Genomic DNA, 15,061 nt, shown 5'->3' with positions numbered 1-15,061 from the left:
CTGTCCTAAAATCACACTTTTAGACATTTAAACATCCCGACAATCAAATCAAGATCTAAAAGCTGAAAATTTATCACTTAAAAAAAAGGCCGACCAAAAAGCCTTATTTTACTTTTTGGTCAGCCCCCCCATTTATAAATTATAATTATTTAACGCCTAATTTTTTCGCTATATCTGCTGGTAATGCTTTTTTGTTTACCATGAAACAGGTGGTTTTATAAGCGAAGTAAGGTACAGAGGCATAGAAATAGCCCTGACCAGGATTGTCGGTACCCCAGGAATTTTTAACGCGGAAGTACTTATTGCCGTTCTGGTCTTTTGCGAGGCCCACAATGTGCATACCGTGATCGTCCTGTGTTTCGTAGTTGTCAAATGCTTGCTGGCGCAGTTCCGGTGTGATTGTTTTTTCTTTACCGGGTTCCAGGAAAGCATTTCTCTTCTCTTCGGCAGACATATCAGCCCAGTCTTTTTCAGGAACGATGGCCAGGCCTTCTTTAAAGTTGAAGCCTTTTTCGCTCACATCAGCAGCCCATGCGATAGAATAGCCGTTCATAACAGCATTTTCCGCGATGTTGGTAAAGTCAGCCAGGTTTACATTATATACTCTTTCCCAGTTCCAGTTGTCTGGTACTTCCAGCACGAATTGTGAATTGTAAGGGTGGTGGGTGAAAGAAGAAATCAGTACATAGTCATCGGCGTTGAGTCCCAGTTCTTTAGCGAAAGACTGTGGCGTGTATGTTTTGCCGTTATACTGGAATTTTTCCGGAGCGTCGCCCATATAGGCGTTCAATACACCGTCGAACGCTTTAGACCAGTCGGGGTTGACAGTGCCTTGTGCGTTACCTATTTTGTTTACCATGCCTTCCAGCAGGCTTTCCATTTCTGCGTGGTTATACATTTTTCCTTTGTTGCCATCGTATACACTCTGGGGTACCAGGCCGTATTCGCGGAGGCATAACAGATCATCCGGGAAACCGCCGCCTTCACCGAAGTTGGCTTTGCCGTGCATACGTACATAATTAGCAGCTTTCAGCGGGTACATTTTGCGCACTACAAACATTTCGCTCAGGTTCAGACCTTTGCTTTTGCCGGAGCGCAATAGCTCAGATTCAAAGAAAGACAGGCCGGAAAAAGACCAGCAGGTGCCGGTGCGCCCCTGGTTCTGTACATCTCCTGCATCGAGGTTTTTTAACGTGGTGAACTGGTATTTGCTGCCCTCTACGTTGGTGCTGTTTTGTGCAAACGCTCCGATGCTATACAGCATGGTTGCACACATGATCCATTTCTTCATGGTGTATAATGATAAGTTTTAAAAACAAGGACCAAAAATAAGGGAAAGCAGGTACTTGACCCTTGAAAAGATGGATGAACGGAACCAGCTACAGTGGTTACCAGAAGGAATTACAGCATACAGGTTACTTTTCTTCATATTGACTCCGAGTAATTTCCCATTCCCAGAGGTCTTCATTTTCTTTATTTTTTATGGTGCCTACAAATCGCATCCCCGCTTTTTGCAGAATTTTTACCGAGGCATTATACTCTTCTTCTGTATGGGCAATTACGCGATGGACATAGGAATGGCCAAAAGCAAACCGGATCAGTGCCTCTGCCATTTCAGTGCCCAGCCCCTGTTCACGGTAATCTTCGGTTATTTCATAGCCCATTTCCACCAGCCCATCTCCATTGGGTTTACCTTTAAACCCACCGGCGCCAATGAGACGCTTGTCTTCGCGGTGGATGACCAGGTAGAAGAACCAACCCAGCATAGCCGGATCATTCCGTAATTTATCGTATGCTACCAGAACCATTTCGGGATACTCTGTCCATCCTTCCTGAATAGAAATACCAAGCAGGTCGGCCAGATGATCGTTGCCCTGTAATAGCAATTCAAAATGCTCAAGGGAGCACGGCAACAATTGTAGTCGAGGTGTTTGGATCATATTTGAAAACTAGTAAACTGTTTTGGGAAAAGCAAGCGTAGTTTCCCTGGCTTTTAGACTTATATGATTAGCATTTAGTAAATGCTATATTTACCAAATACTAATCATATAAGCCGGAAGTGTTGATTAATGGGCTTCCAGCCAGTTCTTGCCAGTGCCCATTTCCGCCTCCACAGGGACGGCTAATGGCAAGGCATTACGCATAAGATCTAATATAAGGGGTTTAATTATTTCCAGTTCTGAAAGATGCGCGTCAAATACCAATTCGTCATGTACCTGCAACAGCATGCGTGATTTGAGGTTTCTTTCCTTGAATGCCTTATGAATAGCAATCATGGCCAGTTTGATCATATCCGCAGCGGTGCCCTGGATAGGCATATTGATGGCGTTTCTTTCGGCAAAGCCACGTACTACGGCGTTGGAAGAATTGATGTCTTTTAACCAGCGTTTTCTTCCCAGCAGCGTTTGTACATAGCCTTTTTCCTGTGCAAACTTTACCTGGTCTTCCATGTATTTTTTAATAGATGGATACTGGGCAAAATAGTTGTCGATCAGGGTTTTGGCCTCTGAACGCGGGATGCCCAGGTTTTCTGATAACCCAAATGCGCTAACGCCATAAATGATACCAAAGTTTACGCTCTTGGCATTACGGCGCATTTCCGGCGTAACGGCATCCAGGGCAACATTGTACACCTTAGCAGCTGTAGCTGCGTGAATGTCGGTCCCCGACCTGAATGCAGCCATCATTTCTGTATCTTCACTAATAGCTGCAATGATACGTAATTCTATCTGTGAATAGTCGGCCGACAGCAGTACATATTCCTCATTGCGCGGGATGAAGGCTTTACGGATTTCCCGGCCTCTGTCAGTACGAATGGGAATGTTCTGAAGGTTCGGATTATTTGAGCTTAAACGACCTGTTACCGCTACCGCCTGGTTATAGGAAGTATGTATCCGGTTCGTGCGTTTATTCAGCAATAACGGTAACGAATCTACGTAAGTAGATTTGAGTTTGCTGAGTTCGCGGAAAATGAGAATATCTTCTACGATTTTATGTTTGCTGGAAAGCTTTTGCAGCACATCTTCCCCCGTGGCGTATTGCCCGGTTCGTGTTTTCTTCGCTTTGGGATCCAGCTGTAATTTTTCAAACAGCACTTCGCCCAATTGCTTGGGGGATGCCAGTTTAAACCTTACGCCAGCCTGCTCATACACACTTTCCTCGGCGCGCTTGATTTCTATTTCCAGTTCCCTGGAATAGTCGGCCAGCGCATTAATATCGAGGGCAATGCCTTCATACTCCATGTCGGTGAGTACTTTTACCAATGGGTTTTCTATCTCATAAAATACTTTGTCTACCGCTTTTTCGGGCAGCAGCGGGGCAAATTTATCTTTCAACTGGAGGGTAATATCGGCATCTTCAGCGGCGTATTCCTTGATTTTTTCAATTTCTACATCGCGCATATTGCCCTGTCCTTTCCCTTTTTTTCCAATGAGCGTTTCTATGGAAACCGGTTCGTATTGCAGGTACTGGGCACTTAATACATCCATGCCCCGGCGGCCTTCCGGTTCTATCAGGTAATGGGCCAGCATGGTGTCAAATACGCTGGTGGTAACATCCACGCCGTACCATTTCAGGATTAGCATATCATACTTGATATTTTGCCCTACCAGGGTAATGCTATTGTGATGAAACAGCGGGGTAAACTCATGGATAATAGCCCGCGCGGCGCTGTGGTCAGCCGGCATGGGAATATACCAGCCTTCGCCTTTTTTGACAGAGAAGCTCATGCCTACAATGTCTACTTCGTTGGCATCCGTGCCAGTGGTTTCGGTATCAAAAGCTACTTCTTTTTGTTGCAATAATTGCTGCAACAAATCGGCTCTTTTTTCCGGTGTATCGGCGAGGTAGTAAGTATGCGGTGTGTTGTTGATATTTTTATCTGCCAGCAGGATGTTGGGGCTGTCGATAGTTTCTTCCGTTGGAGCAGTGGCTTCTTCCGCGATCGGCGTACCGAAAAGATCTGTCTGTACTACTTTTGGTCTGGCTTCTGCGGCAGCGCTGCTACCACCAAAAGTATCGCCGAGGATTCGTTTACCCAGGGTTTTAAATTCCAGCTCTGTGAAGATATCGGTGAGCTTCGCCTTATCGCTTTCCTTGATGCAGAAATCTTCTTCATGAAAGGTAACCGGAACATCTGTGATAATAGTGGCAAGTTCTTTGGAGAGCAGGGCATTGTCGCGACCTGCTTTTATCTTCTCTCCCATTTTTCCGCCAATGTTATCTGCATTTTCCAGTACGTTTTCGAGGGAATGGTATTGTGCCAGCAGTTTCATGGCTGTTTTTTCGCCGATGCCGGCAATACCGGGGATATTATCTACGGCATCGCCCATGAGGCCCAGGATATCGATCACCTGGTGTACATCTTTGATTTGCCATTTCTCACACACCTCTTTGGGGCCCATAATTTCTTCTTTATTGCCCATATAGGGAGGCTTGTAGATAAATACATTATCTCTTACCAGCTGGCCATAGTCTTTGTCCGGTGTTACCATGTATACGGTATAACCGGCATCGGCGGCCTGCCAGGCGAGGGTACCTATCACGTCATCGGCTTCGTAGCCGTCCAGCTCTACTACCGGAATATTAAAGCCCTCTATGATACGCTTGATATCAGGTAATGCATCCAGGAGGTCTTCCGGTGCATCTTCACGATTGGCTTTATAGTCGGTATAAGTGGTGTGGCGTTCGGTGGGGGCGTGCGTATCAAACGCAACAGCCATATGGGTGGGCTTTTCTTTATTGATAAGGTCCAGCAAAGTAGTAGTAAACCCAAATTGCGCATTGGTGTTTCTACCCGCACTAGTGATGCGTGGATTCCTGATCAGGGCGTAGTAAGCCCTGTAAATGAGGGCCATCGCGTCCAGTAAAAATAATTTCTTTTCCATCGCTAAACCTACAAGATTTAATTTGAATCTGCAAAATTAAGATAGTAGTATGATATACGGTGAGGATGTAACTTTAGGGTGGAAAAAAATAAAAAGGATGAATAAAATCTATCATTTGTCAACCTGTGGTACTTGTAAGAAAATACTGACAGAAACGAATGCAAAAGAACGGGGATTTATTTTGCAGGACATCAAAAAAGAAAAAATAACACCGGAGCAGCTGGAAGAGATGCATGCGCTATCAGGCAGTTATGAATCACTGTTCAGCAGAAGGTCCCAACAATATCGCCCTATGGGATTACATGAAAAAGAGCTAACAGAATCAGATTACAGGGAGTTGATCTTACAGGAGTATTCTTTCCTGAAACGCCCCGTTGCTATTGTCGGCAAGAAGATCTATACCGGGTCAGACGTTAAGAATATTTAAATACCAGGGACGCAAGGCATCCCTGGCTTATTACAAGTTCATTTAGCCGTTTAGATGGACTGTACAAAATGCTGCACCACCTGTTTGTACTGTTCCATGTCCTGGTCGTGGTGAAATGACCGGAAAGGAAAGCGGGAAGCCTCTTCCAGCGCTGTTTTTAAGTTAAATTCTTCCTGCGGAAGAGAATAAAAGTATCCTTTTTCCATCAGGTATTCGCCCAGGTATACCTGTTCTGATTGCCCGGGAGTGGGAATGAGGATGGCTTTTTTATTCAGTTTGGCCAGATCCATCAGGGTTGTGTAGCCGGAGCGGCTTAGTACCATATCGGAGGCCAGCATAGCATCGTTTAGTTCACTGGCGTTCAGGTGGTTAACCTGGGTTATGCCGGGAGCGATTGTTTCATGCTGGGGGCTGCCGGGTTTGCCGCTTACAATGAGGGCGGTAACTGACAATGATTTGATCTGATCTACTATCAGTTTCTCCAGGTTGGATCTTTGTGGTTCGGGTCCGGAGATCAATACCAGCAGATCATATTTTTTTGTTACACCAGGCTTAGGTACAAACCTGCTCAGGCAGCCTATATAGTTGATGTGACCGGGTAATTTACCCGGGTGGGCCAATTCGCCGGAAAGGTTATTATTACCGGAAAAATCGGGTACCCAACAGGCGCTGTATTTGTTAATGAAACGATAATTTATTTTCTGCAGGGTTCGCTCTATCCATCCGCCGAAAGGTGTTTTGATGAGTAGCTGATGTGTAATAAAAACAGTAGGAATATCTTTATGATACAGGCCGAACCGGTTGTCGGAAATCACTGCATTTATTTGATAATCAGCTACTATCTTCTTTAGCCAGCGTTGTTCATGCTTTACAGCCCGGTAAATTTTAGGGATTTGCTGAATAATTTTCAGCCCGAAAAACTGCCCTTTTTGTGCGTACTGGATACGGTATCCCGGCAGCGGAAAAATGGTTACCTGTGGGAATTCCTGTTGCAACAAAGCAGCGTGTTTGCCTTCTGCTGCAATAAAAACCTGACAACCTGCGTTTTGCATTTCATGGATGAGGGGAATATCCCGGGTGGCATGTCCAAGGCCCCAGTCCAGCGGAACTACAAGAATTTTACGTGAGGAACGAATTGTGGACAAATATTTTAATATTTTTTACGAATTTAGCTTAAATTACAAAAGAGCATTGTTAAGAAAAGGTAAACACTTAAGATAGGTTTTAATCATAGCCAAGTATATTAAACTGCAGTATGAAAAGTATAAAATGGATTGTAGTCTTTTTTCTTTGTGGATGTTTAGTGATGGAAGGTTGTAAAGTTTTTAAGAAAAACGATTGCGGTTGTCCTACCATGAATAAGAAAAGAATGCACTAATAACGATCTGTTTGACAACTAAAGACGACTTTAACTACGATTGACAGCAAACAATTTTTACCTTATCTTTTTGAACTATCCTTTGATACCTGGCCAAACAATATTTCGGGGAACAGTCAAATTTTTTATTCATGAAACCTGTAGATAGAGATTTATTAATCTTGCTACATGAAGATAGGTACACGGAGCAGCAGATCCAGTCTGCAGTTAGACAAATCAGTGAAATGCTTTCGCTGATTGAAACGATGGATTATCTCTGTGCAGTTATGGAAGTGATGGATTGTAACAAGAGTCGGATTACCAGCAAACGATCGGTGCTGGAAAAAGCAATTTCACGCAAGTCGCATAAGCCATTCGAATTTATTATTCACAAGAACTAGTAGCATTACCTCTACAAGATTCCCGTTATAGTAATTTTGACCCGCTGCCTTTCTGCCTGGTTTTTGCTTTTTTTTGTACGTTTGCCATCAACTAAATCCAATTAAGTGATGGCAGATTTTTCGCACCTGCAGGATTTTTTGCGTCCTGTTTCCAAAGCTGTATTAAACGATGATCAGGAGTATGACCCATTCCAGGTAGGGGGTGTGATCGACGTGTACGAAGAGCACCATCAACCGGATATAGAGTTGGCCGATATTATTTTGCTGGGTGTGGGAGAAGAAAGAGGGAGTGCATCCGGCAAAACTAGCACCAATGGGCCAGACGCTGTACGCCGCGAATTTTTCCGCCTCTACAACTGGCATCGTGATATTAAGCTGGCTGATATCGGCAATCTTCAGTCAGGCGCTTTTCTCGCAGATGCCTATGCTGCCATGAAGACTGTGATAGCAGAATTATTGGCCATCAACAAAACCGTTATCATTCTGGGAGGATCTCACGATCTCACCTATCCGCAATATAAAGCCTACGCTTCACAGCAATTAATTATTGAAGCTACCGTAGCCGATGCCCTGATAGATCTGAAAGAAGAGTCGTCTGTACGCAGCGAACGCTTTTTAATGGATATCCTGACAGAACAACCTAATTATCTCCGGCATTATAATCATATCGGGTTCCAAAGTTATTTCGTACATCCGCGCATGTTAGAAACGCTGGATAAGCTGCGTTTCGATTGTTTCCGGTTAGGACGTATCCGCGAAAACATGGAAGAGGCAGAACCTGTTCTGCGGCACTCTGATCTGTTTAGCCTGGATATCAATATCATCCGGCATACAGACGCTCCAGCCAATCAGCTCTCTCCCAATGGTTTTAGTGGAGAAGAAGCCTGTTCCCTGGCGAGATACGCCGGGATGAGCAGCCGCCTCTCCTCCTTTGGTATTTATGGATATCGCCCCGAAAAAGATAAAGAGCAGCTGACCGCCCGGCAAATTTCACAAATGATGTGGTATTTTATGGATGGCCGGGCTGTAAGGAATCGTGAAGCCCTACTGGAAGACCGTGATGCATTCTGGGAATTTCATATAGCCTTCTCCGATATAGAAACTGTTTTCCTGAAAAGTAAGAAAACAGGCCGCTGGTGGATGCAATTGCCCGACCGGGAATTTGTTCCCTGCGCTTATAACGACTATCTCATGGCTAGTAATAATGAAATGCCGGAGCGGTGGCTACGCCACCAGGAAAGGCTGTAAGAAGCATAAAGCGGAAAGCATAAAGCTATTGTGAAGACTAACCAAAGCGATTTATAAATATTCGCGAAGATCGTCTTCACAATAGCTTTATGCTTTCCGCTTTAGCCTCTTAAGCTAAATATTAAGTAGTGTGGTCAGTCGTTGTTTGATAAAAGAAGCTTTATTATCCGTCGATATCATATCGTCATCCAGTCCTTCCATGGTGCGTTTATGCATCTTTTCCACCCGTTCGTCTATTTTCTTGAAATACTCTTCTTTTTTTTCTTCCCAAGCCGATTGTTCGGCTTGCAGCTGTTGTTGCCTGCCAGGATTAAGGCTGGAATATAAATGTTGCAGGGTGTTGTGCAACAGGCTGTCCAGCTGTTTGTAATAAATCACGGCGCAATTATACATCTGGTGGCTGTTACTCAGGCATTGCTGGTAATGAATTTCCAATGTATCCAGCGCCGCTTTGGATGTTTGGGAATAGGCGCTGGTGCACAGGAATAGCGGTAAAATGAGGATAAGGTTTCGCATAGGCTCACTGTGAGCAACAAATATACGAAACAATATTAAAATTTATAATAATATTAATGATCCTGTTTATCTCCTATGGAGCCGCTACAAACATCGCCTTGTGGGAGGCCGTTGAGCCACACCCGCAGTGCCTCAGTACGTTGATGGGTAAGCTCTGTCAGGTAGTTGGCCTTGCACATGGGGAACACGCTGCCATAGGTTTTAGCGGCAGCAGGATACATGGCTTTCACCTGTGCGTCGCGGAACTGGATCCAGATACGCTGTGCTTCTTTCAGGTTTTGAATGAATGTCTTATTGGCAGCATAGTCTTTGATGATCAGCTGATAGATTTCATTTAGTTTTTTGTCGGCGTCTTTATATTCCTGCCCTGCCTGTTTGTTCATCTCTCCCTGGGATTGTGCAAAAGCAGCAGCGCTGCTGATTATCAGCAAAAGAAAAATAAAAATAGATTTCATGCTATAAAGGTTTAAAGAATTTGAATGCATATACCATTGGTAGCTTTCCTTCCATTCCCTGAATATAAAACCGGCCGTTTTTTTCTATTGTATTATTAAAGCAATTATAAGGAGAATAATCAAATTCCCGGAATACCTGTAACTGCAATCCTTGCGCCGTTAGTGCCATAATAATATCACTTAGCGGATGGTTCCAGGAATAAGAGGTGCTTTTGATGTTACTGTTGCGATCTGTGTAAGTGCCAGAGGTTTCTTCCACCAGGGCTTCGGTATTGAAATAAGAATAGAAAACAGTTTTAAAGTAATCATCAAACATCCATACTACCGGGTGAAAATCGGCCATCACGAAGTGCCCGCCGGGTTTTAGAAAATGCTCGATTACGGCGGCCCATTTATCCAGGTCCGGGAGCCAGCCAATGGTACCGTAAGAGGTAAATACCGTATCAAAGCGGTCATTGATATGCGCCGGGGCGCTATATACATCACAACAAACGAAGCTGGCCTGGCTGGTCAGCTGTATTTGTGCTGCCAGGGCATTGGCCTGTGCAATAGCGGTATCTGAGAGGTCTACGCCGGTCACCCGGGCTCCCATCCTGGCCAGAGATAAGGTGTCTTGTCCGAAATGACACTGGAGATGGAGCAGGGTGGTGTTAGCCACATCGCCTAACAGGGATAATTCTATTTCCTTGAGCGGGTTATTACCGGCCAGGAAGCCCGGAACATCGTAAAATGCTGAGTTAACGTGTATGTCTGTCCGTTTATTCCAGAGTACTTTATTGGCGGTTAAATAGTCGTTTTTGGGTTCCATGATGCTACTATTTAGATGAAAAGATATTTCTTCATTTTTCAGTTGTACGCCGAAGGGTATTTAAATATAGAACATTGAGGATAAGTTCTTTAGAAAAGAAAAAAGTTTCCATTAATGGAAACTTTTTTCTTTTCTAAAGAACTTATTTTTTTAAATCACGACCAGCTCATAAAAGTCACCGGGCGTAAAGTATTGCTTAGCCAGTTGTTGTAATTCTTCTGCACTGATTGTTTTAATGACTTGTATATTATTATAAAAATAATTCTCATCTAAATCATTTAAAATCAAATTTTTCCAGCGTTGTATTAATTGAAAAGCACCATCGAGGTCGCCCAGGATGGAACCGATCATATAGTTTCGAACGAGGTCCAGTTCTTCCTTGGGAACCGGCTCATTCTGGAGGTTCGTGAGTTCTTTATATACTTCTTCTATAGTAGCCTCACATACATCGCGGCCTGCCTCTGTTTGTATATTCAGCGCACTGGTTTGACGGAAGTTGTATAGCTGGGAGAAGATACCATAGGTATATCCTTTTTCTTCCCGGATATTACTCATCAAACGGGAGCCAAAATATCCACCGAAGATGGTGTTTAACACCAGCATCTTCGGAAAATCAGGATGGTAGCGGTTAGGAAAATGCCTGGCTATGCGGATAGCGCCCTGTACGCCATTTTCGTCATTGAAGATCCGGAATTTTTTCTCTTCAGCGGCCTGGATCGGCATGTCGAGCTTTACCAGGTTGCTTTCGCCATTCCATGGCGTGCTGCCAAAATACTTATTCAACAACGTGATGATATTGGCGGGCATGTTACCAGCCACAAATATTTTGCAGTTGTTGTAGGTGTAATGCTTCTTGTAAAAGGCTTTGAGTCCCTCTGCCTGTAAGGCATCGTAGGCCATCATGGTGCTTACGCGACCATAAGGGTGAAAGTCGCCAAAGAGATATTTGTCAATAAAGCGGTTGGCTACAAAATCGCATTTCAGCAGGTTTACAGCCAGCTTTTGCTTTTGATTTTGTTTATACAGACTCAGCTCCTCTTCAGGGAAAATGGGATCAAGGATCACTTCCTGCAACATAGGCAGCAGCACTTCCGTATGTTTAGAGAGACAGTGCAGCGTATAAGTCGCATTTTCATGGTAAGCATTCCGGTTAAGGTAGGCGCCATGATAGTCTATATTTTCATTGATCTCCTGTGCGGTATGTTTACTGGTACCATTTCTCATCAGGAAGTTAGTGGCAGCGGCTTCCAGGCTTTCTGTCTCATACCAGCTTCCTGCCGGAAATACAAGTTCCAGCTGTAAGGTTTCCTGCTCATCCGACTTCATTGTATACACCGGAATGCCATTGTCCAGTGTAAACAGTTCATATGGTTTCAGCTTTATATCAAATTCCACTGCATCTTTAATGGGAGGGGAAATAGTTCTGTTCATCGTATCTTATTTAAACGGTGATGGCTGTAAACAAGCCATAGGGTTAGCTTGCTGCGTAATAATAAATGGTATTCGAATTCTTTTCATCAAAAAGCAATTTTGCTTCTTCATGTAATTCGGAGGTCGTTACTGCTTCGTAATTTTCAAATTCGCGGTTCATGAGGGCGGCGTCGCCTAGCAGTTCATAAAATGCCAGGTTGTTAGCACGATTTAATAAACTCATGTCTTCGAATGCCAGTAAGCTTTCCACGCGGTTTTTTACTTTTTGCAGCTCTCTTTCAGAGATCGCTTCCTGCTGAATTTTTTCCAATTCCAGCTGTATGCCTTTTTCAGCATCTTTCATTTTTACGCCCTTTACCAGTTTACCTTCTATCGTGAGTAAGCCAGCATCGAGGCTGCCAAAGTGATAACAGTCGATATTGCTGAATAGTTTCTTTTCTTTCACCAGTACCTGGTGCAGGCGAGAGGAGCTACCACCACCCAGTACATCGGAAATCAGGTCAGCAGCATAATAGCGCTTGTCAGTTCGGGCGTACATGTGGTAGCATTTGTACAGCGCATCGAGCGGTACATTGGCTTTTACTTCCAGTTTATGAGCGGCTGTTTGTGGTGGCTCTACTGGTAGTTGGCGCTGGTATTTTTCCCCCGAAGGAATATCGCCGAACCACTTTTCCGCCAGGGCTTTAACCTGGTCTGTAGTAATGTTGCCGGCTACAGAAAGGATCGCGTTTACCGGCCGGTAGTATTTGAAGAAAAATGCTTTTACATCTTCCAGTTTTGCATTTTCTATGTGAGATAATTCCTTGCCTATGGTCATCCAGCGATAAGGATGGGTGCTGTAGGATAGTTCGCGCATTTTATGCCATACATCGCCATAGGGCTTGTTGATGTAATGTTCCTTGAACTCTTCAGATACTACCTTACGTTGTACATCCAGGCTTTTTTCATCAAAAGCCAGCGACAGCATTCGGTCGCTTTCCAGCCAGAAGGCGGTTTCAATATTTTCAGCAGGAAGCTGTATGTAATAGTTCGTCAGATCGCTGGTTGTGTAAGCATTGTTTTCTCCTCCGGCCATTTGCAGGGGCTCATCATACGTCGGAATATTGATAGAGCCACCAAACATCAGGTGTTCAAAGAGGTGAGCAAAGCCGGTTTGCTCTGGGTTTTCATCCCTTGCGCCTACATCGTACAAAACATTTACCACCGCCATGGGCGTGGTGTGATCTTCATGAACAACTACTCTCAGTCCGTTTGCCAGCGTAAATTTATTATAATGAATCATATCTTTTTATTAGTCAATATGGTAAAAATAGGGAATTACGCGAAGCATTCCGCGTTTTCTCCTGCTTTCTGGTTTTTCCTGCCGGGTATTATTCCAGGTACAGCTCTTTTTTATCGTAGTTGATAGTGAGCGTAAAATCCTTCCAGACATCGTAGCCAATGGAGCCAGCTACTTCTGTAAATACGCCAAGGTCGTCGATATCTTTGCTATAGCTGATGGGTACATTTTTTATGCTGTGCCCTCCTACTTCCAGTAAGGGTATGGTGCTGTTGATATAATACAGCACTTTAACCATGTCCTGCACCCGGTCGGTATTGGTAGTGGGTAAAGTATTGAGCTTGTTCTTATCTACATAAGGCCAGTTAAAAAGAATACCGTAATCGCCGCCAGTAGTGATGTGGTAATGGCCGGCGAGGCGGGTACCATTGGGTAGTTGTATGGAGGCATCGATAATGGGAGTAGTAAAGTTGAGCTGAAAATGCAGCAACCTACCGGTATTACCTATGGGCGTTTTGCCAGGTCTGTAGAGGAGTAATTGTTGGTGTTGATAATCCAGTTTTACGATAAATGACTTCATGAGGGCTACACCAATGATACCGTCTACCCGCCCCACATCGGTGAGATTTTCCAGGTAAACCTTCAGGTAAGGGAGGCGTTGTTCCTGGAGATAGAGGGCATTGATGGTAGTAACGGCTGTTTTAACCATGGCGTTGTTGGTGCCTGTCATATAGGCTTCTCCGCTATGTTTAAGGTGTAATTTTTCAGCGGTGGGCATATGCAGGATGGTTACTTCCGCCCCACTGTCGAATATAAAACGAAGGGTATCAGTACTGCCCGACAGCAGTACAGGAATGATCACATGTTTATCCACCAGTTGAAAAGGGATCACTGCTACCGGGTTCCTGTTGTCATCCGTTGTTGCAGCCTGGCTTTTACGCTGTGCATAGGCCGGCAGCAGCGAACAACAGGAAAATACGGTTACTATCCATAAAAAACGCCACATGACACAAATAACGTCAAAGAATACTTTTTATTGGCAATTTTTTGAGCATCAGCTCATTATCCCGGTTAATCAGGCAGACAGCACGAGTGCCAATGTTTTTTAATATATCGCGAAATAACTGGAGGTTAGGCCCCAGGTTATTGTTGATGGCCAAGATAATATCGCCTTTTTTAAAGCCGGCTTTTTCTGCCGGCGACCCCTTGATAATATCGGTAACTTCTACCCGGCCATTGATCAGGTAAATAACCAGGCCGGTATAGGAGTAGTCGAACATATCCCGGAAGTGTGAATTGGGCACCATATAAATTTCTTTCTTCGCATAGTTGAGGGTAATGTTAAAGCGGCGTAGCAGGTCGTTGCCGATCATGCCTCCCAGGAACGGATAGGCGGTAACGTTACTTTGATCGTCGAAGATGTACGTGGGTACATTCTTGAAGGTATAGTTGCCAATCCGGAATTCGTTGATGGTAGTCAGCGACATGCTCATTTTGCCTCCCAGCCCCTGCGCCTCGGTTTGTATAATTTTTCTGCCACGGCGTCTTCTCTTTTCCAGCAGGCTGCTATCATTTACGAATTGTTGTGATAACAGCAAGCACATACCCGCGCCGGTATCAAAATAATAGCGGTTGTTGACCGTTCTGACATCGTTTCTCAGGGGGGCCGATATCAGTGGAATTTGTGTAAGAGAGGGCCGTAATAACTGCCCTCCTCTCGGGTAATTGAATTTTCCTTTGGAGTAGATAATAATTTCTTCGGTATCATAGTCTACCGTAACGATATACCGGTTTAAGAGGCTATATCCCATAATCCCGTCTACCTGGATCCCATATACCTGGCTGATAAGTTCATAATCGTTGATATGAAAATCGAGGCTGTCTACTTTTAATCCAGGTAATACCAGCGAATGATGCCTGGCAAAAGACACGGGTTTGGAACTTCCTAACCCCTTAATGATCCGGTCCGACGGCTCCATTTTGATGCCCATTCTCAGGCAGGTAGCGGTGTCGAGTGAAATGCCTGCGCTACCAGTGTCGAGGATAAACTGGAGGGTATCGGGGTGGTCATCGAGCAGGGCTTGTACAACCACTACCCCGCCGTAGTATTGCTTAAAATGAAAACGGGTGATCAGTGCGGCGTCGGGGGTGCTATCGGTGACAAAAGAGGTGTTTCGGGCCTGGACATTGGTTGCTCCGGCAATTATTGCCAGTAATAACACAACGTGTAACAGAATTGGTTTAAGCATACTG

The 15,061-nt window shown here is 44.5% G+C and carries 14 protein-coding genes; 3 read left to right on the top strand and 11 right to left on the bottom strand.

Features of this window, described 5'->3' with window-relative positions; genetic code table 11:
• Positions 1-145 precede the first annotated feature (145 nt).
• The 3 genes from HGH90_RS19640 to polA form a co-directional block, all read right to left on the bottom strand.
• Positions 146-1,291 carry an aminopeptidase C gene (locus HGH90_RS19640; RefSeq protein ID WP_168764945.1) on the bottom strand — a complete coding sequence of 382 codons (1,146 nt, stop codon included), beginning with the start codon at positions 1,289-1,291 and terminating at the stop codon, positions 146-148.
• Between the two features lie 124 nt (positions 1,292-1,415).
• The gene (locus tag HGH90_RS19635; protein WP_145662110.1) at positions 1,416-1,940 is read right to left on the bottom strand and encodes a GNAT family N-acetyltransferase; all 525 of its coding nucleotides are present in this window, start codon (positions 1,938-1,940) and stop codon (positions 1,416-1,418) included.
• 126 nt (positions 1,941-2,066) lie between these two features.
• Positions 2,067-4,886 (bottom strand): DNA polymerase I, encoded by a 2,820-nt coding sequence (gene polA / locus HGH90_RS19630; protein WP_169191748.1) that lies wholly within the window; start codon positions 4,884-4,886, stop codon positions 2,067-2,069.
• 97 nt (positions 4,887-4,983) lie between these two features.
• Between polA and HGH90_RS19625 the strand changes: the two genes are divergently transcribed.
• Positions 4,984-5,313, top strand: a complete 330-nt coding sequence (locus HGH90_RS19625) for an arsenate reductase family protein (protein WP_168764943.1) — start codon at positions 4,984-4,986, stop codon at positions 5,311-5,313.
• 50 nt (positions 5,314-5,363) lie between these two features.
• Here the strand turns inward: HGH90_RS19625 and HGH90_RS19620 are convergent, their stop codons facing one another.
• On the bottom strand, positions 5,364-6,458 hold the full coding sequence (locus HGH90_RS19620; RefSeq protein ID WP_169191747.1) for a glycosyltransferase: 1,095 nt from the start codon (positions 6,456-6,458) through the stop codon (positions 5,364-5,366).
• 364 nt (positions 6,459-6,822) lie between these two features.
• Between HGH90_RS19620 and HGH90_RS19615 the strand changes: the two genes are divergently transcribed.
• Positions 6,823-7,071, top strand: a complete 249-nt coding sequence (locus tag HGH90_RS19615; RefSeq protein WP_089764628.1) for a hypothetical protein — start codon at positions 6,823-6,825, stop codon at positions 7,069-7,071.
• Between the two features lie 108 nt (positions 7,072-7,179).
• On the top strand, positions 7,180-8,319 hold the full coding sequence (locus tag HGH90_RS19610; RefSeq protein ID WP_169191746.1) for a formimidoylglutamase: 1,140 nt from the start codon (positions 7,180-7,182) through the stop codon (positions 8,317-8,319).
• Between the two features lie 114 nt (positions 8,320-8,433).
• Here the strand turns inward: HGH90_RS19610 and HGH90_RS19605 are convergent, their stop codons facing one another.
• The 7 genes from HGH90_RS19605 to HGH90_RS19575 form a co-directional block, all read right to left on the bottom strand.
• Positions 8,434-8,835, bottom strand: a complete 402-nt coding sequence (locus HGH90_RS19605; protein WP_169191745.1) for a lysozyme inhibitor LprI family protein — start codon at positions 8,833-8,835, stop codon at positions 8,434-8,436.
• A gap of 53 nt (positions 8,836-8,888) precedes the next feature.
• Complete coding sequence (locus HGH90_RS19600; protein ID WP_169191744.1) at positions 8,889-9,290, bottom strand: lysozyme inhibitor LprI family protein; 402 nt, start codon at positions 9,288-9,290, stop codon at positions 8,889-8,891.
• A 1-nt stretch (position 9,291) separates the two neighbouring features.
• Entirely contained in the window at positions 9,292-10,098 is an 807-nt protein-coding gene (locus tag HGH90_RS19595) for a class I SAM-dependent methyltransferase (protein WP_169191743.1), read from the bottom strand.
• 150 nt (positions 10,099-10,248) lie between these two features.
• On the bottom strand, positions 10,249-11,529 hold the full coding sequence (locus tag HGH90_RS19590; protein ID WP_168764937.1) for a M16 family metallopeptidase: 1,281 nt from the start codon (positions 11,527-11,529) through the stop codon (positions 10,249-10,251).
• 43 nt (positions 11,530-11,572) lie between these two features.
• The gene (locus HGH90_RS19585; RefSeq protein ID WP_168764936.1) at positions 11,573-12,811 is read right to left on the bottom strand and encodes a M16 family metallopeptidase; all 1,239 of its coding nucleotides are present in this window, start codon (positions 12,809-12,811) and stop codon (positions 11,573-11,575) included.
• Between the two features lie 88 nt (positions 12,812-12,899).
• Positions 12,900-13,814 (bottom strand): aspartyl protease family protein, encoded by a 915-nt coding sequence (locus HGH90_RS19580; RefSeq protein WP_168764935.1) that lies wholly within the window; start codon positions 13,812-13,814, stop codon positions 12,900-12,902.
• A gap of 13 nt (positions 13,815-13,827) precedes the next feature.
• A complete protein-coding gene (locus HGH90_RS19575; protein ID WP_168764934.1) occupies positions 13,828-15,057 on the bottom strand; it encodes an aspartyl protease family protein in 1,230 nt (409 codons plus the stop codon).
• Positions 15,058-15,061: the final 4 nt, after the last annotated feature.

The organism is Chitinophaga sp. Ak27 (assembly GCF_012726295.1).
GTDB lineage: Bacteria > Bacteroidota > Bacteroidia > Chitinophagales > Chitinophagaceae > Chitinophaga.
This window is presented reverse-complemented; position numbering and strand designations above follow the sequence as displayed.

Excerpts from the sequence above, each read along its gene's own strand:
- HGH90_RS19600 (WP_169191744.1), bottom strand. The coding sequence starts at position 9,290 with ATGAAATCTATTTTTATTTTTCTTTTGCTGATAATCAGCAGCGCTGCT.
- HGH90_RS19635 (WP_145662110.1), bottom strand. The coding sequence starts at position 1,940 with ATGATCCAAACACCTCGACTACAATTGTTGCCGTGCTCCCTTGAGCAT.
- HGH90_RS19580 (WP_168764935.1), bottom strand. The coding sequence starts at position 13,814 with ATGTGGCGTTTTTTATGGATAGTAACCGTATTTTCCTGTTGTTCGCTG.
- HGH90_RS19595 (WP_169191743.1), bottom strand. The coding sequence starts at position 10,098 with ATGGAACCCAAAAACGACTATTTAACCGCCAATAAAGTACTCTGGAAT.
- HGH90_RS19625 (WP_168764943.1), top strand. The coding sequence starts at position 4,984 with ATGAATAAAATCTATCATTTGTCAACCTGTGGTACTTGTAAGAAAATA.
- HGH90_RS19590 (WP_168764937.1), bottom strand. The coding sequence starts at position 11,529 with ATGAACAGAACTATTTCCCCTCCCATTAAAGATGCAGTGGAATTTGAT.
- HGH90_RS19610 (WP_169191746.1), top strand. The coding sequence starts at position 7,180 with ATGGCAGATTTTTCGCACCTGCAGGATTTTTTGCGTCCTGTTTCCAAA.
- HGH90_RS19640 (WP_168764945.1), bottom strand. The coding sequence starts at position 1,291 with ATGAAGAAATGGATCATGTGTGCAACCATGCTGTATAGCATCGGAGCG.
- HGH90_RS19615 (WP_089764628.1), top strand. The coding sequence starts at position 6,823 with ATGAAACCTGTAGATAGAGATTTATTAATCTTGCTACATGAAGATAGG.
- HGH90_RS19605 (WP_169191745.1), bottom strand. The coding sequence starts at position 8,835 with ATGCGAAACCTTATCCTCATTTTACCGCTATTCCTGTGCACCAGCGCC.
- polA (WP_169191748.1), bottom strand. The coding sequence starts at position 4,886 with ATGGAAAAGAAATTATTTTTACTGGACGCGATGGCCCTCATTTACAGG.
- HGH90_RS19575 (WP_168764934.1), bottom strand. The coding sequence starts at position 15,057 with ATGCTTAAACCAATTCTGTTACACGTTGTGTTATTACTGGCAATAATT.
- HGH90_RS19585 (WP_168764936.1), bottom strand. The coding sequence starts at position 12,811 with ATGATTCATTATAATAAATTTACGCTGGCAAACGGACTGAGAGTAGTT.